Source organism: Luteimonas salinilitoris (assembly GCF_041300785.1).
GTDB classification, from domain to species: Bacteria; Pseudomonadota; Gammaproteobacteria; order Xanthomonadales; family Xanthomonadaceae; genus Luteimonas; species Luteimonas salinilitoris.
This window is the reverse complement of sequence record NZ_JBFWIB010000002.1, coordinates 405,318-427,548: the sequence shown is the minus strand read 5'-3', so window position 1 is coordinate 427,548 and position 22,231 is coordinate 405,318. Positions and strand designations below refer to the sequence as shown.

The window sequence follows — 22,231 nt, the reverse complement described above, 5'->3', positions numbered from 1 at the left end:
CTCAGCCCTCCAGCTTCGCGGGGATGCCCTTGTCCATGCGCAACGGCCGGTACTCGCGCGGCTTCTCGCCGGCGATGCGCACGGTCCAGGGGTCGGGCAGTCCTTCCAGCGCGTACAGCAGGCGTTCGTACAGGGCGCGACGGTTGTCGGCATCGTCGATCACGCGCGTGCGGACGTAGTCCATGCCGACGCGGTCGAGGTAGTGCACGGTGCGGTCGAGGTAGTAGGCCTCTTCGCGGTACAGCTGCAGGAAGGCGCCCGTGTATTCCTTCACTTCCTCGGCGGTCTTCACCTTGACCAGGAATTGGGCCACCGCGGTCTTGATGCCGCCGTTGCCGCCGATGTGGATCTCCCAGCCCGAATCGACCGCGATGATGCCCACGTCCTTGATCCCGGACTCGGCGCAGTTGCGCGGGCAGCCGGAGACCGCCAGCTTGACCTTGTGCGGGCTCCACATGTTGGCCAGCATCGTCTCCAGGTCGATGCCCATCTGCGTGCTGTTCTGGGTGCCGAAGCGGCAGAACTCGCTGCCGACGCAGGTCTTCACCGTGCGGATCGACTTGCCGTAGGCGTGTCCGGACTTCATGCCGAGGTCTTTCCAGACGTCGACCAGGTCTTCCTTCTTCACCCCCAGCAGGTCGATGCGCTGGCCGCCGGTGACCTTGACCATCGGCACCGCATACTTGTCGGCGACATCGGCGATGCGGCGCAGTTCGGACGGATTGGTCACCCCGCCCTTCATCTGCGGGACCACCGAGAAGGTGCCGTCCTTCTGGATGTTGGCGTGGGCGCGCTCGTTGATGAAGCGGCTCTGCGGATCGTCCACCGCCTCGCGCGGCCAGGTCGAGAGCAGGTAGTAGTTGATCGCCGGGCGGCAGGTGGCACAGCCGTTGGGGCTGCGCCATTCCATGGATGCATAGGCCGCCTGATGGGTCAGCAGCTTGCGCTCGCGGATCGCCTGCCGCACCTGGTCGTGGGAGCGGTCCGTGCAGCCGCAGACCGCCTTGGTCTTGGGCGTTTCCTGGAAGTTGGAGCCGAGGCAGTTCATCAGGATCTGCTCGACCAGGCCGGTGCACGAGCCGCAGGAACTCGATGCCTTGGTGTGCTTCCTGACATCGTCGACGGTGCACAGGCCGTGTTCGTCGATCGCCTCGACGATGGTGCCCTTGCACACGCCGTTGCAGCCGCAGACCTCGTCGCCGTCGCCCATCGCGGCGGCGCGATCCTGGCTGGTGGCGCCGGCCTCGCCGAGGGCCTGTTCGCCGAACACCAGCCGGTCGCGCTGCCCGTCGACCGGGCTGCCGTCCTTGAGCAGCTTGAAGTACCAGCCGCCGTCGCCGGTGTCGCCGTACAGGCAGGCGCCGACCAGTTTGTCGTCCTTGATCACCAGCTTCTTGTAGATGCCGCCGGCCGGGTCCGACAGCACGATCTCCTCGCTGCCGTCGCCGCCCATGAAGTCGCCGGCCGAGAACAGGTCGATGCCGGTCACCTTCAGCTTGGTCGACGACACCGATCCGCCATAGATGCCGATGCCGTACCGGGCCAGGTGGTTGGCGCAGATCCGGGCCTGCTCGAACAGCGGCGCCACCAGGCCGTAGGCGATGCCGCGGTGGCTGGCGCACTCGCCGACCGCGTACACGCGCGGGTCGTAGGTCTGCAGGGTGTCGTTGACCACGATGCCGCGGGCGCAGTGGATGCCGGCGGCCTGCGCCAGCTGCGTATTGGGACGGATGCCGGCTGCCATCACCACCAGGTCGGCCGGCTCCTGGCTGCCGTCGGAGAACTTCACCGCGGTCACTTCACCGCGCTCGTTGCCCAGCAGTTCGGTGGTCGAGGTGTCGAGGCGGAACTTCAGGCCGCGCGCGCTCAGCGATTGCTGCAGCATCCGCCCGGCGACCGGGTCCAGCTGGCGCTCCAGCAGCCAGCCGGCGAGGTGCACCACGGTCACGTCCATGCCGCGCAGCTTCAGCCCGTTGGCCGCTTCCAGCCCCAGCAGGCCGCCACCGATCACCACGGCGTGCCTGCGGGTGCCGGCGGTCTCGATCATGGTCCGGGTATCGTCGATGTCGCGGTAGCCGATGACGCCCTTCAGTTCCTTGCCGGGCACCGGCAGGATGATCGGCAGCGAGCCGGTGGCCAGCAGCAGGCGGTCGTACTCGGCCTCGGTGCCGTCGGCCGCGATCACCCGCCGCCGCCCCCGGTCGATGCGCACCACCTCCTTGCCCAGGTGCAGGCGGATGCCGTGCCCGGCATACCAGTCCAGCGGGTTGAGCACGATGTCGTCGAAGTCGCGCTCGCCGGCCAGCACCGGCGACAGCAGGATGCGGTTGTAGTTGGGATGCGGCTCGGCGCCGAACACGGTGATCTCGTACATGTCGGGCACCAGCTTCAGCAGTTCCTCCAGCGTGCGGACGCCGGCCATGCCGTTGCCGACCACCACCAGTCTCGGTTTCTTCATTGGCTCGCTCCCGGCTTCAGACGCGCACGGCGCTGGCGGCCGCCCACTGGCTGCGCCACTGCTGCTTGACGCCGGACAGCAGCCCCCAGGCCAGCAGCGCGGCGACGACGAACAACCACAGCCCCGGCGCATAGCTGCCGCTGTGCTGCTTGACGATGCCCATGCCGGCGGCCAGCAGGAAAGCGCCGATGCCGCCGGCCATGCCGATCAGACCGGTCATCAGGCCGATGTCGGCGCCGAAGCGTTGCGGCACCAGCTGGAACACCGCGCCGTTGCCCGCGCCCAGGCACAGCAGCGTGACCACGAACAGCGCCACCGTGCCGGCCGGCCCGCCGGTCTCGAGCGCGGTGGCGGCGATCAGCACCGCGACCAGCAGGTACACCGTCAGCAGCGTGCGCGTGCCGCCGATGCGGTCGGCGATCACGCCGCCGATCGGGCGCATCACCGAACCGGCCAGCACGCAGGCCGCGGTGGCCCAGCCCGCGATCTTCGGATCGAAGCCGAACTGGTCGTGGAAGTAGCCCGGCAGCGCACTGGCGAAACCGGCGAAGCCGCCGAAGGTGATGGCGTAGAAGAACATGAACCACCAGGCGTCACGGTTGCCCAGCAGCACCCGGACGTAGTCGGCCATTCCCCTGCGCCGCACCGGCGCCGGCGCGTCCCGGGCGCACAGTGCGAACACCAGCAGGGTCAGCAGCAGCGGGATGCAGGCCAGGCCGAACACCGCCCGGTAGCCGAACGCCGCCGCCAGCACCGGCGCGAACAGCGCGGCGAGCACCGTCCCGGAATTGCCGGCCCCGGCGATGCCCATCGCGGTGCCCTGGTGCTCGGGCGGATACCAGCGCGAGGCCAGCGGCAGGGCGACTGCGAACGAGGCGCCCGCCACGCCCAGCAACAGGCCCAGCAGCAGCACCTGGCCGAAACTGTGCACGCCCAGCCACCAGGCCGCGGCCAGCGCCGCGATCACCAGCACCTGCGCCAGCAGTCCGGTGCGCCTGGCGCCGATGCGGTCGGCCAGCATGCCCAGGAACACGCGCAGCACCGCGCCGCTCAGGAGCGGCACCGCCACCATCAGCGCGCGTTGCTGGGTATCCAGCTGCAGGGCCTGCGCCACCTGCACCTGCAGCGGGCCCAGCAGGTACCAGACCATAAAGCTCAGATCGAAATACAGGAAGGCCGACAGCAGCGTGGGCGTGTGGCCGGCTTGCCAGAAGGATCGGTTCATCCGCGTGGTCTCCAGACGTGGGGTCGCCGGTGCGGTGCAATGCGTCGGCGGCTGGGGAGAAACGAAAACGGCGCCCTCCGGTTCGCACCGGAAAGACGCCGTTGTCTTGGCAATCCGGGTCGCCGTTGACCCGTGTTGCCGGAAGCGGATCGCGGCTGGACGCGCCATTGCGCCTGCCGCAGTGATTACGTGAGCAATTGGCGTGCCAATTGCCCCCTCATACGAGGATTCTGGAAATATTTATTTTCATTCAATGGGTTGAGAAATGAACTTGAGAAATCACTGCTTATCGGGCGATGCCCTACCCTCACCGAATCCGCACCAACAGCGTGCTGTGTCTGCACTGAATTGGTGCATTGCAGCATCGACTCGCCTGTTGCCAGTAAGCACGGCAAACCTTGTGATAGTCGGTTTCTCGATCGAAAGCCCAAGGCTGGAGAACGTCATCCCCGCGTAGGCGGGGATCCATGGATTTTGCTTTCGAAGGTTTGACGTCCATGGATTCCCGCCTGCGCGGGAATGACGATTCGGGACTGCCTATCGGCGTCAGTACTGCCTTGATCAGTCCCAGCGATGACCGTCGAACAGCACGCTCCGACGCGTGCCGCCGGCCGGCACCGGAACGCCGACCCGCTGCGCCGCCTCGCGGTAGGTATCCGTGCGATGCACGTTGGCGACCAGCGCGTCGTCGGCATTCCGGTCGGCGCTCTGCAGCCAGCCCCAGCGACGGAACTGGTGCAGGAACCAGCGGCCGTCCGACAGCCAGGGAAAATTCACCCGACCATCCGCGTGAAAGTGCAGGTCCTGCTCCGCATCCGCATCCGCATCATCGGAATCGGAATCGGACGGCAGCAGGCAGGCCGCGATCTGCTCCGCCGGTAGCCCGATCACGTCCGGATCGGCCAGCCAGGCGACTGCTTCCCTCCGGTTCGCGGGCACGTCCAGCCAGCGGCAGGCTTCCAGCAGGGCGGCGGTCAGGGCAGTCGCGATGTCCGGTTGCAGTGCCGCGAACTCGCGGCGGCAGGCCAGCACCTTTTCCGGGTGGCCGGGCCAGATCTGTCCGCTGCGGACCACCCGGCATCCGGCGCCGAGGGCCTCGGCCTGCGCCGACCAGGGTTCGCCCGCGCAGTAGCCGTCCAGTTCGCCGCGGGCCAGCGCGGCGGGCATCTGCGGCGGCGGCAGAGTGATGCCGTGGATGGCGGTCATCGGATCCACGCCCTGGGCGGCCAGCCAGTAGTACAGCCACATGGCATGCGTGCCCGTCGGAAAGGTCTGCGCGAAGACCGGCCGTCGCGGCAGTGCCGCCAGCAGTTCGCGCAACGGCCTGCCCTGCTCCAGCGCGGTGGCCAGCGCCGGCGACAGCACGATGGCCTGGCCGTTCTGGTTGAGGGTGAGCAGGATCGCCATGTCGGCTTTCGGACCGCCGATGCCGGTCTCGATGCCGTACACCATGCCGGCCAGCGCGTGCGCCGCATCCAGTTCGCCCGACAGCAGCTTGTCGCGCACCGCCGCCCACGAGGCCTGGCGCTGCAGCTGCAGCCGCAGCCCGTGCTTGCGATCCAGCCGCAGGCGCACCGCCGCCACCAGCGGCGCGCAATCGATCAGCGGCATGTAGCCCAGTTGCAGGGTTTGGATGTTGTCGTTATGCATGGAACCCTCACGAAATCCGTCATTCTTTGGTTGCCATCCTTGGCGCCACATCGAGGGCTTCGGACACCCCGGCCTGGCCATCCATGGCCAGGCGTTCGCTGGCGCTGCAGATGCCATTCAAGGCATCTGCAAAACGCGCCCTGCTCATCCCAGCAGGTCTGCCATGTCGATGATCCGGCGGGCCACGTCCGCCAGCTTCGCGCCCTGCTTCATCGCCTGCTGGCGCAGGGCGGCGTACGCCTCGGCCTCGTTCATGCCGCGCTTCTGCATCAGCAGGCCCTTGGCGCGATCGACGAGCTTGCGGTCGTCCAGCCGCTGCTGCACGTCCTGCAGCGCGCGCTGCATGTTCGATTGCTGCCGGAAGCGCGCCAGCGCCACCTGGATGATGGGCGTCAGGCGCGCGGGCGCCAGACCGTCCACGACGTAGGTGGTGACCCCGGCCTCCACCACCGCGCTGATCAGCTGGTCGTCGCCGTCGGCCGAGAACATGACCACCGGCCGCGGCGCATGGCGGTGCATCAGCGCGAGCTGCTCCAGGGTGTCGCGCGAGGGTGAGTCGACATCGATCACCACCACGTCCGGTTGCTGCGATTCCACCGCCTTGAGCATGGCGCCGGTGGCCGCCACCTCGTCCAGCACCTCGTAGCCGGCGGCAAGCAGCGCCTGGCGCAGCTCGCCGATCGGCTTTTCGGTATCGTTGACCAGCAGGACGCGCAGCATCGTGGCGGGAGGTGGGAAGACACCCCCATGTTGCCATGCAACATCGGCGGCAGGGGGCCGTCCCTTTCCGAGGAGTCCCGATGCCGCTGTTTCCGATGTTTGCCGATCTTTCGGATCGCGAGGTGCTGGTGGTGGGCGGCGGCGAGGTGGCGGCGCGCAAGATCGAGGCGCTGCTGCACGCCGGGGCCCGGGTGCAGGTCCATGCCGAAGCCTGCAACGGCGCGATCTCACGGTGGTGCGAGCAGGGCCGGGTGCGGCGCCGCGAGGGCGAATTCGACCCGAATTGGCTGGACCAGGCCTGGCTGCTGGTGGCCGCCACCGACGATCGCGCCTTCAACGCCCGGCTGGCTGCGGAGGCCGGACGGCGGCGCCGGCTGGCCAACATCGTCGACGACGCCGAACTCTCCACGTTCCAGGTGCCGGCCATCGTCGACCGCGCTCCGCTGCTGGTGGCGATCTCCTCGGGCGGCGCGGCGCCGATGCTCGCCAGGCGCCTGCGCGAGCGGCTGGAAGCCCTGCTGGACCATTCCTTGGGCGACTTCGCCGGCCTGTTCGCGCGCCATCGCGGCGCCATCCGCCAGCGGCTGCCGCAGTTGATCCAGCGCCGGCGCTGGATGGAGCAGGTGATCGACGGTCCGGTGCCGGTGCTGCTGCAGGCCGGAGAGCAGGAAGCGGCCGAGGAAGCCTTCCAGGATGCCCTGCGACGGGGGCCGGAGATGCCGGTCGCGGGCAGCGTGGTGCTGGTCGGCGCCGGCAGCGGCGATCCCGGGCTGCTGACGCTGAAGGCGCTGCGCGCCCTGAACCAGGTGGACCTGCTGGTCTGCGACGCCGCGCTCGGCCCGGCCGTGCCGGCATTGGCCCGGCGCGATGCCGCCCGCCTGGCCATGCCGGTCGACGACGACGCGAGATTGGACCTGCTGGCCCGGCACGCCGGCGCCGGCGAGCGCGTGGTCTGCGTCGGCGCCGGCGATCCGTTCCGGCGTCCGCCCGGCGACCGCCTGCCGCGGCAGCTGGCCGAGCGCGGCATCGCCTGCGAGGTGATCGCGGGCGTGGTTCCCTGATGCGCGAAGGACACTGGCAATGCCGCGCCAGGCAGCCCTTTCCGCCGCAGTGAGGAACGGGCCGTCGCCACGGCTGTCGCCAATGAACAGCCGCGCCAAGCAGTACCTTTCCGTCGCGACGAAGCCAGCCCCGTCGCCACGGGCGGTGTCAGTGAATAGCCCACACCTCAAGCCATCGGGTGACGTGTTGGTCCATCGGGATGGGCTTGGCTATTGATTGGTACCGCCCGTGGCGACGGGCCTTGTCTCGCCGCAACGGAGAAGGCTGCCTGGCGCGGCATCGCGCGCATGGCGCGCTCCTACGGAGCGATGGCGTTTTTGCTATGACGCGCCGCGATGCGCGACAACTCCCACAGCGCCAGCGCGTACGTCACCCTTCCCCGCCAGGCGCAGCGCGTTGCCTACCACCGAGACCGAACTCAGGCTCATCGCCAGGGCGGCGATCATCGGGCTGAGCAGCAGGCCGAACGTGGGATACAGCGCGCCCGCGGCGATCGGTACGCCGAGCGCGTTGTAGAGGAAGGCGAAGCCCAGGTTCTGCTTCATGTTGCCGACGGTCGCCTCGGAGATGGTGCGGGCGCGGAGGATGCCGCCCAGGTCGCCCTTGACCAGGGTCACCTGCGCGCTGGACATGGCCACGTCGGTGCCGGTTCCCATGGCGATGCCGACGTCCGCCGCCGCCAGTGCCGGCGCATCGTTGATGCCGTCGCCGGCCATGGCCACGCTGCGCCCTTCGCGCTTGAGGCGCTGTACGAGTTCGGCCTTGTCCTGCGGACGCACCTCGCCGTGGACCTCGTCGATGCCGAGCGTGGCCGCCACCGCCGCGGCCGTGCCCTGCGCATCGCCGGATGCCATGACGATGCGGATCCCCGCGGCGCGCAACGCGTCGAGCGCGCGAGGCGTGCTCGCCTTGACCGGATCGGCGACCGCGATCGCGCCGGCGACGCGGCCGTCGACGGCCAGGAACACCACCGTCGCGCCCTGCCCGCGCCAGCGTTCGGCGGCGTCGGCGAGCGGCCCGGCATCGCCGCCGACCTCCGCCATCAGCGCGGCATTGCCCAGCACCACGTCGTGCCCGCCGGCACGTCCGCGCACGCCGCGGCCGGTGATCGAGTCGAAGTCCTCCGTACGCTCGAACCTGAGCCCGCGCTCGCGCGCCTCGGCGAGGATGGCTTCCGCCAGCGGGTGTTCGCTGCCCTGCTCCAGGCTGGCGGCGAGCTGCAGCACCCGGTCGGGCTCGAAGCCTTTCGCCGCCGCCACGTCACGGAAAGCGGGACGCCCCTCGGTCAAGGTGCCGGTCTTGTCGACGATCAGGGTATCGATCCGGCGCAGCCGCTCGATCGCCTCGGCGTCGCGGAACAGCACGCCGTGCTGGGCGGCGCGGCCGGTCGCGACCATGATCGACATCGGCGTGGCCAGGCCGAGCGCACACGGACAGGCGATGATCAGCACCGACACCGCGTTGAGCACGGCGAAGGTCCAGGCCGGTTCGGGACCGAACAGTCCCCAGACGAAGAACGTCGCCACCGCGGTGCCCAGCACCGCGAGTACGAACCAGAACGCAACCTTGTCGGCCATGCGCTGCATCGGCGCGCGTGAGCGCTGCGCCTGCGCCACCAGTTGCACGATCTGCGACAGCACGGTGTCGGAGCCGACCTTGCCGGCGCGGATGACCAGCGCGCCGGTGCCGTTGAGGGTGGCGCCGATCACGGTGTCGCCGGCGGTCTTCTCGACCGGGATCGGCTCGCCGGTCAGCATCGACTCGTCGACGCTGGAGCGGCCCTCGACCACCTCGCCGTCGACCGGCACCTTTTCGCCCGGCCGGACGCGCAGGCGATTGCCGACATGGACATGCTCAAGCGGGACGTCCTCCTCGCTACCGTCGTCGTTGATGCGCCGGGCGGTCTTCGGGGCCAGTCCGAGCAATGCCTTGATTGCTGCGCCGGTTTTGCTGCGTGCTCGCAACTCCAGCAGTTGGCCGAGCAGAGTCAGCGAAACGATCACCGCGGCCGCCTCGAAGTACACGCCGACCCGGCCGTGCTCCCGGAACGACACCGGGAACAGATCCGGCGCGACGGTCGCGACCACGCTATAGCCGAACGCGGCGCCCACGCCGATGCCGATCAGCGTGAACATGTTGGGGCTGCCGTTGCGGATCGAAGCCACGCAGCGCTCGAAGAAGGGCCAGCCGGCCCACAGCACCACGGGCGCACTCAGCACGAGCTCGATCCAGGTGCGTGTCGTGGCGGACAGCGCCGGCCAGTAATGACCGAACATCGCCAGCGCGAGCACGATCAGGGTCAACGGCAGCGTCCACCAGAACCGGCGCGAGAAGTCGCGCAGCTCAGGGTTTTCCTCCTCGTCCAGGCTCGGCATTTCCGGTTCCAGCGCCATGCCGCAGATCGGGCAGGTGCCGGGGCCTTCCTGGCGGATCTCCGGGTGCATCGGGCAGGTGTAGATCGCACCCGGTACGGCGGGTTCCGGTTCGAAGGGCGACAGGTGCTTGTCGGGATCGGCGACGAATTTCTCGCGGCAGCGGGCGGAGCAGAAGCGGTAGTCCTCGCCACCGTGTTCGGCGTGGTGCGGGCTGGTGGCTGGGTCGACCTGCATGCCGCATACCGGATCGGTTACGGTGCCGTCGCTTTCGGGCGACGGCGGCGGCGTCGAGCCGCCGGAAGCGCAACAGGAGTGCGCTCCATGTACTCCCGACACAGTTCCACTGGTGCTGCCATGCGACGGACCCGCACTCTGGCCGTGCTTGTGGTGATGGTCGTGCGTGTTCATGCCGGCTCCTCCGACAGGGCGGCCAGGATCGGGCAACGCTCGAGCGTCCCATGGCCGGGACACGCGGCCACCAGCGCCTGCAGACCGTCACGGATGCGGGTCAGTTCGGCCAGCTTGTGCTCCACGTCCGCGAGCTTCTCGTTGGCCGCCGCCTTGAGGCCGGCCATGTCGTCGGCCGGGCGGCTGGACAAGGCCAACAGATCGCGGATCTCGGTCAAGGTGAACCCGAGGCCCTTCGCGCGGCGGACGAAGCGCAGCCGCGCAACGTCGTCCTCACTATAACGACGATAGCCGGAAGGCTGCCGCTGGGGCTGCGGCAAGATGCTGTGGCGTTCGTAATAGCGCACCGTGTCGATGGCGACCCCGGAGCGGTCGGCGAGTTGTCCGATCTGCATGAACGTTCTCCTGAACAGATGTCTGCAGTCTGCGGTCTGGACCATGGTCCAGAGTCAAGCCCTCCGTGCAAAGCTTTGCGAGGGCGCGAGACGGCTGGTCCCGCGCCGTGGAGCGTGTTTCAGGCCGCCATGGCTGCGCAGCTGTCCGCACAGCGGCGGCAGATGTCGGCGCAGCGCTTCATCTCGGCGTCGTCGCCCATGCTGTCGCAGGAGGTGGCGCACTGGCGGCAGACTTCCGCGCACGCACCGCAAATGACGGTATGGATCGCCGCACCGCGCAGCATGGCGTCGGCGCTGGTCGCGCAGATGTCGGCACACGTCGCCAGCAGGCCGACGTGCTCGGCTGCGGCATGCTGGCCACCCTTGCCGAGGCAGTAGTTGATGGTCTCCAGGCAGATCGCATGGCATTGGGTGCAGTTGTCGATGCAATCGTTCATGGCCTGGGTTCGATGGGCTGCAGTGTGGTGGGTCATGTCCTACTCCTTGGTAGTGCGATAGCGGGCGAAAAATCGGCGCGCCCGCATCACCGTTCCCCCTGTAGCTGCTTGCTCAATGTTGGGCGAACGCCTCCGTGATGCCGTCGCTGGTGACGAGTTCGACCGTGTAGGGCTGGGTCTGACCATCGGGCATTTCCATGCCCGGCAGGACCAATCCCCTCGCGTCCGGTCGCTGCGCCAGCAGGCGCTTGATGTCCTCGGCCGGTACGTGGCCCTCGATCACGTAGCCGCCCACTTCCGCGGTATGGCAGGAGCCTTTGCCATACGGGACGCCCAGCCGTTGCTTGACCGGGTGGACGTTCTGGGTGTCGCGCACCTGGACCGGGAATCCGGCCTCGCGCACGTGCTCCACCCACAGCTCGCAGCAGCCGCAGGTCGGGCTCTTATGGACGACCATCAGCGGCAGCGCGTCACTCGCTGCAGCATCAGCGGCGGCCGGAGCCGACGCCGATGTCGCGGGTGCTGATGCGACCTGTGGCGACGATTGCTGGCTGCATGCCGCCAGTGCAGTGCTGGCGGCCAGCAGGATCGCGATGCGAGCGGAATATCGACGAAGTTTCACGACACCCTCCGGGGCTCAGCGCTTGGGGCGCGAGGACCAATGGATGTGCGCGATACGCCAACCGTCCGGCGTCTGCCTTAGCACCATGGTCTCGGTGCTGAGCAGCACCAGCGGCTTGCCGTCCTTTTCGGCGTGCAATTCGCTTTCGCTGCCGATCCAGACGAGGTCGCCGGCGGTCCGTGCACGCCGGCGTAGCAACTGCCGGTGGGTCCCCTTCAGGAACTTCGCGTCACTGATGGCGTGATGGCCCAGGTACTCTTCGCGACTGCGTTCGGCGCCGCCCGACTCCAGGATCAGCACGTCCGGGGCCAGCAGCTCTTCCACCGTTTTCAGGTCACCCTTGGACAGGGCATCGCTGAAACGCTCGGCGACCGCCACGGCCGTTTCAGTCTCGGCGGGCACGTCCATCTGCGGCTGGTCCGCCGCTGCTGGGTGGTGCGCGTGCGAAGTCGCGTCCGGCTGGGATTGGGCGGACGCGGCGCTGACCCCGACCATGGCGAGGATGAGGATCAGAAAGGTTGCGATAGATTTCATGCTTGGGCTCCGTTATCAGTGTTCGTGTTCGTGGCCGTCGTCGGCCGGGGGCGTCTGCGGTGCCGGGTGCGATTCGACGGTGCCGTCGGCATGACGGTGCTCGATCATCCGCGGCTGCGCGTCCTGTCGCGCCTCGGTTTCGTGGTGGTCCGCGGGCGTGCCCGGCGGATGCGCATGCGGTGTCTCGCCGCCATCGCCGTGGTGGTCGCCCATGCCGGTCTGCGATTCGGCCGGCGCGTCGTCATGTGGCGGTGTACCCGGTGGATGTTCATGGGCCGCAGAACCGTCAGTCGGTGTCGCGCCTGCCGCCGGGTCTTCATGGTGGTCCGGGGCAGCGCCTTCCCCATGGGCATGGGGCTGCGTCTCGCCCCCGCCGTGCGAATGCCCGCCGCTGCTGGCGACCATCGCCTGGTACTCGGTCGCGTCGAGCGTCGGCAGCACCTGCAGGAAGGCGGCCATGTTCCAGATGTACTCGTCGGCCATGCTCTCGCCCCAGGCCGGCATACCCGATGCCTTGATGCCGTGCTTGATGACCCAGAACGCTTCGGCGGCACCGACCGTGTGCTGGGTCAGATCTGGCGGCGCCGGATACAGGCCCCGGCTCATCTCGGTTTCCGACATATCCGGTGCCAGATGGCAGCCGGTGCACATGGCGGCGTAGTTGCCCGAGCCCTGGACGATGCGCGCCTGGTCATCCAGGTCCGGCGGTACCTGCAGGTCGTCCGCGCGCACCGCGATCGAGCGTTTGCGCACGGTCTCCAGCAGGGAATGGACCGCATCGGTGTGTGGCTCGTCGGCGGCGATGTTGTACAGGCCCGACCAGATGTAACCGGCGATCACCATCACGGCGATGCCGAGGACTATGAGCAGGATCAGCAGCGATTTGCGTGTCGTTGAAGTCATGGTGTTGTGTCTCCCCCCCTCAGAACCAGATGCGGACGCCCGCGACGATGCGGGTGTCCTCGATGTGGTCGAGCTCTTTGCGCCGGTAATCGGCAGTGCCTCCGTAGGCGCGCTCCCATACCACGCCGATGTAGGGCGCAAACTGGCGGTGGAATTCGTAGCGCAGGCGGAACCCGGCCTCCAGAGTGCTCAGTCCACTACCTACGCCGCGTTCCGGATCGTCCTGGCCCCACGCTTCGGCCTCGATCAGCCACTGTCCGATCAGGCGGTTGGTGAACAGCGTCTCGTATTCGGCCTCCAGTCCCAGGCCGGTCTGGCCCGATTCGCCGAGATAGGCGGTCGCATCGACCTCGAACTTGTACGGCGCCAAGCCGGTCACACCGAAAACGGCGAACGTCTGCGACGGGCCTTCGCCAAAGTCGTGTCGAACACCGGCGACCAGATCCCACCACGGTGCAATCGCCCGGCCGTACAGGACTTCGAGGTTGGCCGACTCGGTCGTACCGTCCACGCGTTCGCCTTCACTACGCAGCCATACGCGGTTGAGGTCCGTGCCAATCCAGCTCAGCGCCTCCCAGCCCATGCCGGTGCCTTCCTCGTCGGCGTCCCAGGCCTCCAGCCGGTCGAGCAGCCAGAACGAATGAATGGCCGTGTCGTGGACGGCGTGGCCGTCAACATCCGGAAAGGCCGCGGCGCGGTCGGCGTTCGTTACGGCTGGAATCGGCTCGCGCGGCGGTGCGGTGGCGGGCAGGTCCTGGTCCATGGCGGTGCCATGCCCCATGGCAGCATGGTCCATGTCGGCGTGATCCATTGCCGCATGGTCCATCGGCTCGACCTGCGGGGTAGCCGGTGGCATGTCGTGGCCCGCATGAGAATCGGCCGATTGAGTTGCTGCTTCAGGAGCTGGCTGAGCCTGCTGGGCAGGCGCATGCATGGAGTGGTCAACCGGCTGTTCCCGTTCCTGCTCCTTGGAATCGGCAGGCGGCATGTCGTGGCCGGCGTGTGGGTCTTCCGGTAGGGACGCCTCCTGCACCGGCGCGGTGGGCTCCGCCGGCTGGTGCATGGAATGGTCCATATCCTGGGCCCAGGCCGGTGCCAGGCCGAGCGCCAGCAGCGTGGCGGCGGCTACGGCGGCGATACGTGGACGATGGACAGACAGGTTCATGGCGATCACTCCTTCACCTGCACTTCCCGGAACATGCCGGCTTCCATGTGGTAGAGCAGATGGCAGTGGTAGGCCCAGCGGCCGAGCGCATCGGCGCGCACGCGGTAGCTGCGGCGGCTTCCGGGCGGCATGTCGATGGTGTGCTTGCGCACCTGGAAGTTGCCGGCCTCGTCCTCCAGGTCGCTCCACATGCCGTGCAGGTGGATCGGATGGGTCATCATCGTGTCGTTGACCAGTACGATCCGCATGCGCTCGCCGTAGTTGAGGCGCAGGGGCTGCGCATCGGAGAACTTCATGCCGTCGAAGGACCAGGCGAAGCGCTCCATGTGACCGGTCAGGTGCAGCTCGACCGTGCGGCCGGGTTCGCGACCGTCGGGGTCACGGAAGGTGCTGCGCAGGTCGGCGTAGGTCAGCACGCGACGGCCGTTGTCGCGCAGCCCGATGCCCGGGTCGTCGAGCTTGGGCGCCGGGTTCATGGTCTGCATGTCGACGAGTGGGTTGCCGGTTTCGCTGGCCGGATGCTGCTGCATACCCGCTGCACCGTGGTCCATCGTCGCCATCGGGCCCGGTGCCATGGAAGAGGTACCGGGCTGGCCATGTCCCATGGCGGCATGGTCCATGCCACCGTGCTGCATGCCAGAGTGGGCCATTCCCGCTGCCGCACCGCCGGACATTGCCGACATGTCATGGCCCATCCCGCCATGACCCATCATCCCGTGTCCCATGTCATCCATGGTCAGGATGGGCTTGGGATCCACCGACGGCACCGGCGCACGCAACCCGTCGCGCACGGCCAGCGTGCCGCTGACATACCCGCTGCGGCCGAGGTCCTGGGCGAAGATGGTGAACGCATCCTGCCCGGTGGGTTCGACGATCACATCGAACGTTTCAGCGGTCGCAATCCGGAACTCGTCGACGGTGACCGGGTGCACGTACTGGCCGTCGGCGGCGACCACGGTCATCTTCAGGCCGGGAATGCGCACGTCGAAGTGCGTCATCGAGGAGCCGTTGATGAAGCGCAGGCGTACCTTCTCGCCGGAGCGGAACAGACCGGTCCAGTTGCCCAGCGAGGTGGTGCCGTTCATCAGGTAGGTGTAGGTATTGCCGTTGACGTCCGACAGGTCGGTCGGCGTCATTCGCATCTCGCCCCACATCTTGCGGTTCTGGAGCGTGGCCGACAGCCCGTGCTGCTGCACATCGTTGAAGAAATCGCCGACGGTCTGCTTGGCGTAGTTGTCGAAATCCGACCGCTTCTTTAGGCGATCGAAAAGGTAGGTCGGATCAAGATCGGTCCAGTCGGTCAGCATGACCACGTAGTCGCGGTCGTAGGCGAACGGCTCCGGTTCCAGCGGCTCGATCACGAGCGGGCCGTACAGACCGGCTTGCTCCTGGAACGCGGTGTGGCTGTGGTACCAGTAGGTCCCGCCCTGCACCACATTGAAGCGGTAATGGTAGGTCTCGCCGCGATTAATGCCGTCGAAGCTCAGTCCCGGCACACCGTCCATGCTGGCTGGCAGCAGGATGCCGTGCCAGTGGATCGAGGTGGAGTGGCCGTGGATCGAGTCGGGTGGCAGCGCGTTGGTCACCCGCAGGTTGACCGTCGTGCCTTCCCGCCAGCGCAGCAACGGTGCCGGAATGGAACCGTTGACGGTGATCGCGGTGCGCGTCACGCCGGTGAAATTCATCGGCGTCTCGCTGATGGTCAGGTCGAACTCGGTGCCAGACAGCACATTGGGAATGCCTTGGGCCTTGACCGCCCAACTGGATCGGGGCCACAGCCCCAGGGCAGCGACTGCGCCGCCAGCGGCTAGGCCCTGCACGAAGCGGCGGCGCGATGGTGCAAGCAGCCCGGCGGCAGCACGGCTGAAAGAATCGGATGACATAAAAGCTCCGGAAAGCGTCAGAGGGCTCGCATGGATTGCGAGCGGTACTTGTCCTGCCACGGAATGGACAGACGACAAACGCGCCGTATGGCGCAGCGAGACGCTTAGCCGATCGGAGGTCGGATCAGGTGAGGCAACGCAGGAGACGCATGCGCCGAGGACATCGGTCGGACGCTCTCGTCATGTTCGGGCGTTGGGGCATCCAAAGCCACCGCGACCACCGCGGCTTGGCAATGATGCATGCAGGTGCAGCGGCAGTCGCCCGACTCGCAGCAGTCGCCCGGCGACTGCGGTTCGTCCTCTCCAGGAGATCCTCCTGCCGAATGGGCATGCTTCTCGAGGGGAGCCGAACCGTCCGTGCCCTGGTCATGGCAAGGCTTTTTGACCTCTGCACCCGGCGGCGGAGCACCGTCTGTCGAGGCGTCCGACGCAACCGCCGTGGAGTGGTTCAGGTGCATCGATGCCGCAGCTACGCCCATGCCGTCGACCAGCAAGGCGACGATCAGGAACAACTGCAACAGGACGGAGCGTGCAGGCATGTCGCGATTATACCGATGGGCGTAAAGCGCAAGTGAGTGCCTTCCAATGGACTACGAGCAAACGCTGCCACGGGCGCCGACTGGAACCAATCTTTGGTCTCTGAACGATGGTGCCCCTGGTCGCCAGACCGCATGAAATTCCGCCTCGACCAGCACATGCGGCCATTCCCAAAGCTGCCAGCCGCACAGCATGCGGCCGCCGGCGCGGGCGATTTTGGCCTCGACGTTCGGGAAGCATTCGTTGACGACCGCATCGGCTTCGGGCTGCACCGTCAGGTATCCCGCCTCGCCGCCGGGCACCACGGTCTCGACCAGCCGGCGCACCGTCGAGCCTCGGCGCCGGCGATATGGTCTGCATGTCGACAAGCGGATTGCCGGTCTCGCTGACGGGGTGTCGTTGCATTTCGCCTGCAGACATGGCGTCATGTTAACCGGCGGGACACGGGGGCAGCTACATGCCAGGTGAATTCCGTTTCCGTCATATCTTGAAGTCGTCGAAGGCGATGCGCGCCTCGTCGATGCCCAGATGTTCGAGCATGCGGCGGGTGGCCGCCAGCATCGCCGGCGGTCCGCACAGGTAGAACTCGCATCGCTGCAGTTCGGGATGCATCCGCAGCAGGTGTTCGTGGGCGGCCTCGTGAACCATGCCGCCGATCGCGCCACCCTCTTCCGGCGTTTCGTCGGACAGCACCAGGTGCCAGCTGAAATTGGCGTGCCGTCGGGCCAGCTCGGCCATCTCGTCGACGTAGGGCGCCTCGCGCCGGCTGCGGGCGCCGTACCAGTAGTGGATGCGCTCGGTGGCGCCGCCGTCCAGCAGCGCATGGATCATGGCCCGCAATGGCGCCATGCCCGCGCCGCCGCCGATGAAGACCTTCTCGTTCGCGCCCGGCTTGAGCGCGAAATCGCCGAACGGACCGCTGAAGCGGACGGCGTCGCCCGGCTTGAGCCCATACAGGTACGTGGAGCCCTTCCCCGCCGGCTGGCGCTTCCTGCCCGTCCGTCCGGGACTGAAGCGCACCAGCAGCGTGATCTGCCCGTCCGCCGCGACCGGCAGCGCCAGTGAATACGAACGCCGGACCGACGCCTTGCAGGCCAGCGCCGGCGGCAGGTCGAGCCCGGACCAGTCGTCGCGGTGTTCGGGATGGACGATGTCGTGCGGCCGCAGCCGGTACGGCGGAACGTGGACCTGCACGTAGGCGCCCGGCTGGAACTCCGGCCCGAGCGGCGCGGCCGGGGCCAGGACGATCTCGCGCAGGAACGGAGTGACGGCCGTCACCCGCGCCACCTCGGCGATGCGCTCGGTCCACAGCGCCGCACCGCCGGCCACCTCGATCGCGCTGTCGGCGCAAACGGGCAGGTTGCAGGCCAGCCGGTATCCCAGCTTGAGCCGGCTTGCAGTCAGATGTGCGCGATCGGCGCTGGTCGGGGGCGGCGCATGGCCGCGCACGCGGACCTCGCACAGGCCGCAACTCTGCCCGCCTCCGCAGCTCGACGGCAGCTGCAGGCCCTGTCGTCCCAGCGCCAGGTAGATGGTGTCGCCCGAATGCGATTCGACCGACCGCAACCGGCTGCCTTCGGCGTCGAAGACGGTCAGCTCCCGGCGCGGGCGCCAGCGCGGCGGAACGAACTCCTCCATGCGCAGGCTGGCGACCAGCAGCCAGACGCCGGACAGCGCCATCCACAACCCGCCGGAAGCGGCCATCACCACCAGCGGGTTGTTGAAGTTCTGGCGCCCTGCGTAGTCCATGATGTGGAGCATCCACACGATGTCGAACAGCCGCCAGGTGTCGTTGCGCCGTTCGAGGATGCGGCCGTCCCGGCCCGAGACGTACAGCGTGGTGCGATCGTCGTCGGAAAAGTCGATGCGCCAGATCGGACCGGCGTGCCCGCGCGCCTCCAGGGTCGGCTCCGGCAACAGCTCGGCGTCCGATGGATGGCCGTCGCCGATGTAGTCCGCGACCGCGATCGCGGCGGCGTCCTTTGCGGTCACCGCCACCGGCCGGCCGCTTTGCGCGTCGGCCAGCCAGACATCGGCCTTGTGTGCGAGCCGGTAGACGGGACGCCCAGCCAGCCAGTGACTGTCGATGCTCTGCACCGGGCGCGCGGCATCGGCCAGTACCTGGGCAGGAGAGCGCATGCCTGGCGGCCATCGCGGCGCTGGCGCGGACGCCGCCTGGTGATGGCCGCCGGCGACGGTGTCCTGGTCCAGCAGGCTCATCGTCAGTCCGCTGCCGAGCCAGACCAGGAACTGCAGCGCGATCACCAGCCCGATCCATTTGTGCAGTCTGCGAAGCCACGGCGTCATGCCGGCGTTCTCCGCCGGAAGCTGTAGAGCAGCAGCCAGATCCCGCTGAGCGCGAAGACGCTGCCGATTGCGGCGGCGGTGCGCAGCAAGGTGTTGTTGACGTCGGCGCGCTCCTGGTAATCCATGATGTGCAACATCCACAGGAAGTCGAACCAGCGCCACAGCCGATGGCGCCTGGCGAGCAGCTCGCCGGTCTGCGCCGACAGGTACAGCGTGGTGGCGCCGCGATCGTCGAAGACCGCCTGCCACATCGGCGCCGGCCGCGTGCCCACCTCCTGCGGCGCTTCCTCCAGTAGCCGCAGCGAAACCAACCGTGCATCGCCGCGGTACTGTGAGACGGCCAGGCGCCGCGCCTCGGCGACGTCGACCGGTCCGAGCGGCGCACCGGTGCGCGCATCCGCCCGCGCGATTCCCCCGCCGTGACGGACCTCGTAGACCTCGCGCCCCAGCAGGCGCTTGAGGCGGAAGCCTTCCAGGCCCGGATAGCGCTCCGCCAGCGTGTCCGGAGCCGCCAGCGATGTGCGCGCCGGGAGCGGCTCGGCCTCCGAATGCGCGAGGTGGTCGCCGTGGATGACGTCGATCGAGATGATCGTCATGTACAGGCCGCTGAGCATCCACAGCAGCGCCTGGACGCCGATGACCAGGGCGATCCATTTGTGGGCGCGACGCGCCCAGAATGCAGGTTTCATCGTCGGATCCTGTCCGGTTCTGGCGAAAAGCGAATGCACGCATGCCGCCCTCCCCGGCGCGGGCGCCGGGAAGGGCGGCAACCGGTCACCAGCGGTAAGCGATCCTGGCGTTCCAGCGACGACCGAGCAGGTCGTAGGTCATCGTGTCCGTGTTCGCATCGGTGTAGCTCTGGATGAACGGCGCCCGCTTGTCCCAGAGATTGTCGATGCCGAACGCGATGTCGAACGCCTCGTTGACCGCGTATTGCAGCTGGACGTTGTGGTACGTCAGGCTGGGCGCGTGGTCGCCGATATCGCCGGGCGAGGCATTGATGTCGTCCGCCGATCCGATGTACTGCAAGGTATAGGACCCCGACCATGGCCCCTGCGCCAGCGTGAGCGAACCGAGCGAGCGCCAGCGGGTATAGCTGCCGCGGCCGCCGGTGATCTTCCCGGCGTAGTGGATTTCCTCGGCGCCGGGGAACGGCTGCACGTCGTAGCGCCGCAGGTAGGACACGTCCCAGTTGAGTGCGGCGTCCACGTCTCCGATGCCGAACTGGTACAGCAGGCCGAGGTCGATGCCGGAGACGCGTTCGCTGGCGGCGTTGACCGGCTGCGCGGACAGGAAGTCGACCTCGCCGGTCTGCGCGTTGCGGGTGAAGCTGGACGGATCGCAGAATGGATGCGCGAGCCCGGGCGTGTCGTAGCAGACCGCCAGCTTGGTCGAGCCGTCGATGCGCTGGATCGCGTTGTCGATGCGGATGTTGAAGTAGTCGAGCGTCAGGGTGAGATCGTCGGCGAACGCCGGCGTCCATACGACACCGAGCGTCAGCGTCTTGGCGTCTTCCGGCTCCAGGTCCTGGTTGCCGCCGACGGTGGTCAGGATGGTGTTGCCCAGCTGCGTGTAGCCCGCCGGCACGCCGGAGGCCTGGCAGTTCTGGTAGACCACCGACGAGGACGACAGATTGCTCCATCCGTTGCACGGATCGGTGGTGGTGAGATTGCCCTCGGACACACCGCCGAACAGTTCCGGCACATTGGGAATGCGGAATGCGGTGGCGTAGTTGGCCCGCAGCTTCAGCGTCGGGACGACCTGCCAGTCCAACCCGATCTTGTAGTTGGTGTCGTCGCCGAAGAGGTCGTAGTCGGAATAGCGGACCGCGGCGTTGAGCGTCAGCGACTCCGCCAGCAACCGATCCTGCAGCAGAGGGATCGCGACCTCGGCGAACGCCTCCTTGGCCGTGTACTCGCCGTCGATCGAATCCTGCTGGTTGGTGTTGGCGATGCCCAGCACGGTGAGTTGGTCGGGATCGCGCCAGCCGCGCTCCTCGCGGACCTCGACGCCGGCGGCGACGCCGACCCAACCGGCCGGCAGTTCGAACGCCTGGCCGCTGAGGTTGGCGGTGAAGCTCTTCTGCTCGTTGCCGCCGGTGTCGCGGGTGGTGAACAGGATGTAGTCGAGCACCTCGCGGCTCAGGTCGCCGTAGCCCAGGTAGTCCCCGCACGGGATGGCGGCGCCGGGTGCGTTGCTGCAGACCGAAGTGTCGAGCGTCTGGTCGACGCGATCGAGGTTGGCCACGTTGGTGGAACCGTCGATGCCGGTGTTGCGCCCCCAGTTCAGCGCCGCCGACCAGTCCCAGCCGATGCCGAACCGGCCCTCCAGCCCCGCCACGATCCGGAACGTGTCGACGTCCTGGAAGAACTCGCGCGTCCCCGCCTCCATCAGCCGGCGGCGCTGCAGCAGCAGGTCCTGGCCGGTCGGGTTGGTCGGATGATCGGCGGCGATCTCGACCGGGCGGTACAGCCCGAGCGAACCCGGGGTCGCGAGCTGGTCGGAGCGCCGGTTGCTGGCCATCAGCTCGGTGAACAACCGCACGTCGTCGCTCAGTGCGAGGTGGCCGAAGGCGCTGAAACTCAACCGCTTGATCGGATTGACCGCGTTGAGGTACGGGTTGGAGTTGAAGTTGTGCTTGTCGGGCGAATAAGGCTCGTAGAAATCGCCGTCGCCGTCCGGATCCTGGTTGAAGTTGACGCTGCTGCCGTCCGCAAGCACCGCGCGGCCGCCGATGGTGGCGGAACTGCCGACGCAGACCAGCCGGCCGCCGGATTCGCCCAGGCCGCAGGGCTGCCGGTCGGCCATGTTGACCTCGCGGCTTTCGGAATAGTTGATCGCGGCCATCAGCGAGCCGCGCTCGCCGGTGGTGCCCCAGACCAGGTCCGCGGCGCCCTCCTCGCCGTCGCCCTTGGTGGTCTGACCATAGCGGACCGATGCCTCGACGCCTTCGAAATCCCGCTTGGTGATGATGTTCACCACGCCGGCGAGGGCGTCGGCGCCGTAGATCGCCGACGCGCCGTCCTTGAGCACCTCGATCCGATCGATCAGCGCGACCGGGATCGTGTTGAGGTCGACCGAACTGTTGGCGCCGGTGCCGCCGTTGACGACGCGGCGGCCATTCAGCAGCACCAGCGTCCGGTTGATGCCCAGGCCGCGCAGGTTGATCTGGGCGGTGCCGTAGCCGTTGTCGGCCCAGTACGCGTTGGTCTGGTTGCCGCCGAAACCGGCCGATGCCGGCAGGCGTTGCAACAGCGTCTCCACCGAGGTCACGCCGGAGCGTTCGATGGCCTCGGCGTCGATGACGGTGACGGGGCCGACGCCCGAGATCGCGGCGCGCTTGATGTGGCTGCCGGTCACGGTGACGGTATCCAGGGTGGCTGCTTCCGGTGCGTCGGCTGGATCGTTGGCGGTCTGGGCGAAGGCCGCGGACGGGACGCCGGCGGTCGTGAGCGCGGCGATCGCCAGCGCAAGGTGATGGTGCTGCAATGACATGGGGGACTCCTCCGAGCGGTATCGGATCTGGTCGGCACACGTCCCGTCGCGGCAT

18 protein-coding genes are annotated in these 22,231 nt (G+C 68.0%); 1 reads left to right on the top strand and 17 read right to left on the bottom strand.

The features are described 5' to 3' along the window. Position 1: 1 nt before the first annotated feature. The 4 genes from nirB to AB5T46_RS05205 all read right to left on the bottom strand — a co-directional run bounded on the left by nirB (position 2) and on the right by AB5T46_RS05205 (position 6,050). A complete protein-coding gene (gene nirB / locus AB5T46_RS05220) occupies positions 2-2,458 on the bottom strand; it encodes a nitrite reductase large subunit NirB (protein ID WP_370562796.1) in 2,457 nt (818 codons plus the stop codon). Between the two features lie 16 nt (positions 2,459-2,474). Continuing rightward, positions 2,475-3,644 carry a nitrate/nitrite transporter gene (locus tag AB5T46_RS05215; protein WP_370563103.1) on the bottom strand — a complete coding sequence of 390 codons (1,170 nt, stop codon included), beginning with the start codon at positions 3,642-3,644 and terminating at the stop codon, positions 2,475-2,477. Positions 3,645-4,244: 600 nt separating this feature from the next. After that, entirely contained in the window at positions 4,245-5,333 is a 1,089-nt protein-coding gene (locus AB5T46_RS05210) for a CmpA/NrtA family ABC transporter substrate-binding protein (RefSeq protein ID WP_370562795.1), read from the bottom strand. 144 nt (positions 5,334-5,477) lie between these two features. Continuing rightward, positions 5,478-6,050 (bottom strand): ANTAR domain-containing response regulator, encoded by a 573-nt coding sequence (locus AB5T46_RS05205; protein ID WP_370563102.1) that lies wholly within the window; start codon positions 6,048-6,050, stop codon positions 5,478-5,480. A gap of 83 nt (positions 6,051-6,133) precedes the next feature. Here AB5T46_RS05205 and AB5T46_RS05200 point away from each other — a divergent pair, with 83 nt between their 5' ends. Further along, entirely contained in the window at positions 6,134-7,114 is a 981-nt protein-coding gene (locus AB5T46_RS05200; RefSeq protein ID WP_370562794.1) for an NAD(P)-dependent oxidoreductase, read from the top strand. Positions 7,115-7,435: 321 nt separating this feature from the next. On the opposite strand, the gene AB5T46_RS05195 is transcribed toward AB5T46_RS05200, so the two are convergent. The 13 genes from AB5T46_RS05195 to AB5T46_RS05135 form a co-directional block, all read right to left on the bottom strand. Beyond that, positions 7,436-9,898 carry a heavy metal translocating P-type ATPase gene (locus tag AB5T46_RS05195; protein ID WP_370562793.1) on the bottom strand — a complete coding sequence of 821 codons (2,463 nt, stop codon included), beginning with the start codon at positions 9,896-9,898 and terminating at the stop codon, positions 7,436-7,438. Next, the gene (locus tag AB5T46_RS05190; RefSeq protein WP_370562792.1) at positions 9,895-10,293 is read right to left on the bottom strand and encodes a heavy metal-responsive transcriptional regulator; all 399 of its coding nucleotides are present in this window, start codon (positions 10,291-10,293) and stop codon (positions 9,895-9,897) included. The genes AB5T46_RS05195 and AB5T46_RS05190 overlap by 4 nt, the downstream gene beginning before the upstream one ends. Before the next feature lie 119 nt (positions 10,294-10,412). Beyond that, complete coding sequence (locus AB5T46_RS05185; RefSeq protein WP_370562791.1) at positions 10,413-10,766, bottom strand: four-helix bundle copper-binding protein; 354 nt, start codon at positions 10,764-10,766, stop codon at positions 10,413-10,415. Positions 10,767-10,842: 76 nt separating this feature from the next. Beyond that, the gene (locus AB5T46_RS05180; protein ID WP_370562790.1) at positions 10,843-11,187 is read right to left on the bottom strand and encodes a DUF411 domain-containing protein; all 345 of its coding nucleotides are present in this window, start codon (positions 11,185-11,187) and stop codon (positions 10,843-10,845) included. A gap of 180 nt (positions 11,188-11,367) precedes the next feature. Beyond that, positions 11,368-11,886, bottom strand: coding sequence for a YybH family protein (locus AB5T46_RS05175; RefSeq protein WP_370562789.1), 519 nt, complete (start codon positions 11,884-11,886; stop codon positions 11,368-11,370). Positions 11,887-11,901: 15 nt separating this feature from the next. Further along, positions 11,902-12,789: a c-type cytochrome gene (locus tag AB5T46_RS05170; protein WP_370562788.1), complete on the bottom strand. Its 888-nt coding sequence runs from the start codon at positions 12,787-12,789 to the stop codon at positions 11,902-11,904. A 19-nt stretch (positions 12,790-12,808) separates the two neighbouring features. Next, positions 12,809-13,954 carry a copper resistance protein B gene (locus AB5T46_RS05165; RefSeq protein ID WP_370562787.1) on the bottom strand — a complete coding sequence of 382 codons (1,146 nt, stop codon included), beginning with the start codon at positions 13,952-13,954 and terminating at the stop codon, positions 12,809-12,811. Between the two features lie 5 nt (positions 13,955-13,959). Further along, a complete protein-coding gene (locus tag AB5T46_RS05160; protein ID WP_370562786.1) occupies positions 13,960-15,837 on the bottom strand; it encodes a copper resistance system multicopper oxidase in 1,878 nt (625 codons plus the stop codon). A gap of 104 nt (positions 15,838-15,941) precedes the next feature. After that, a complete protein-coding gene (locus tag AB5T46_RS05155; protein ID WP_370562785.1) occupies positions 15,942-16,376 on the bottom strand; it encodes a CopL family metal-binding regulatory protein in 435 nt (144 codons plus the stop codon). A gap of 51 nt (positions 16,377-16,427) precedes the next feature. Beyond that, entirely contained in the window at positions 16,428-16,700 is a 273-nt protein-coding gene (locus AB5T46_RS05150; RefSeq protein ID WP_370562784.1) for a hypothetical protein, read from the bottom strand. Positions 16,701-16,854: 154 nt separating this feature from the next. Continuing rightward, positions 16,855-18,681, bottom strand: a complete 1,827-nt coding sequence (locus AB5T46_RS05145) for a 2Fe-2S iron-sulfur cluster-binding protein (protein WP_370562783.1) — start codon at positions 18,679-18,681, stop codon at positions 16,855-16,857. Continuing rightward, complete coding sequence (locus AB5T46_RS05140; RefSeq protein ID WP_370562782.1) at positions 18,678-19,370, bottom strand: PepSY domain-containing protein; 693 nt, start codon at positions 19,368-19,370, stop codon at positions 18,678-18,680. The genes AB5T46_RS05145 and AB5T46_RS05140 overlap by 4 nt, the downstream gene beginning before the upstream one ends. An 85-nt stretch (positions 19,371-19,455) precedes the next feature. Further along, positions 19,456-22,176, bottom strand: coding sequence for a TonB-dependent receptor (locus AB5T46_RS05135; RefSeq protein ID WP_370562781.1), 2,721 nt, complete (start codon positions 22,174-22,176; stop codon positions 19,456-19,458). Positions 22,177-22,231 lie beyond the last annotated feature (55 nt).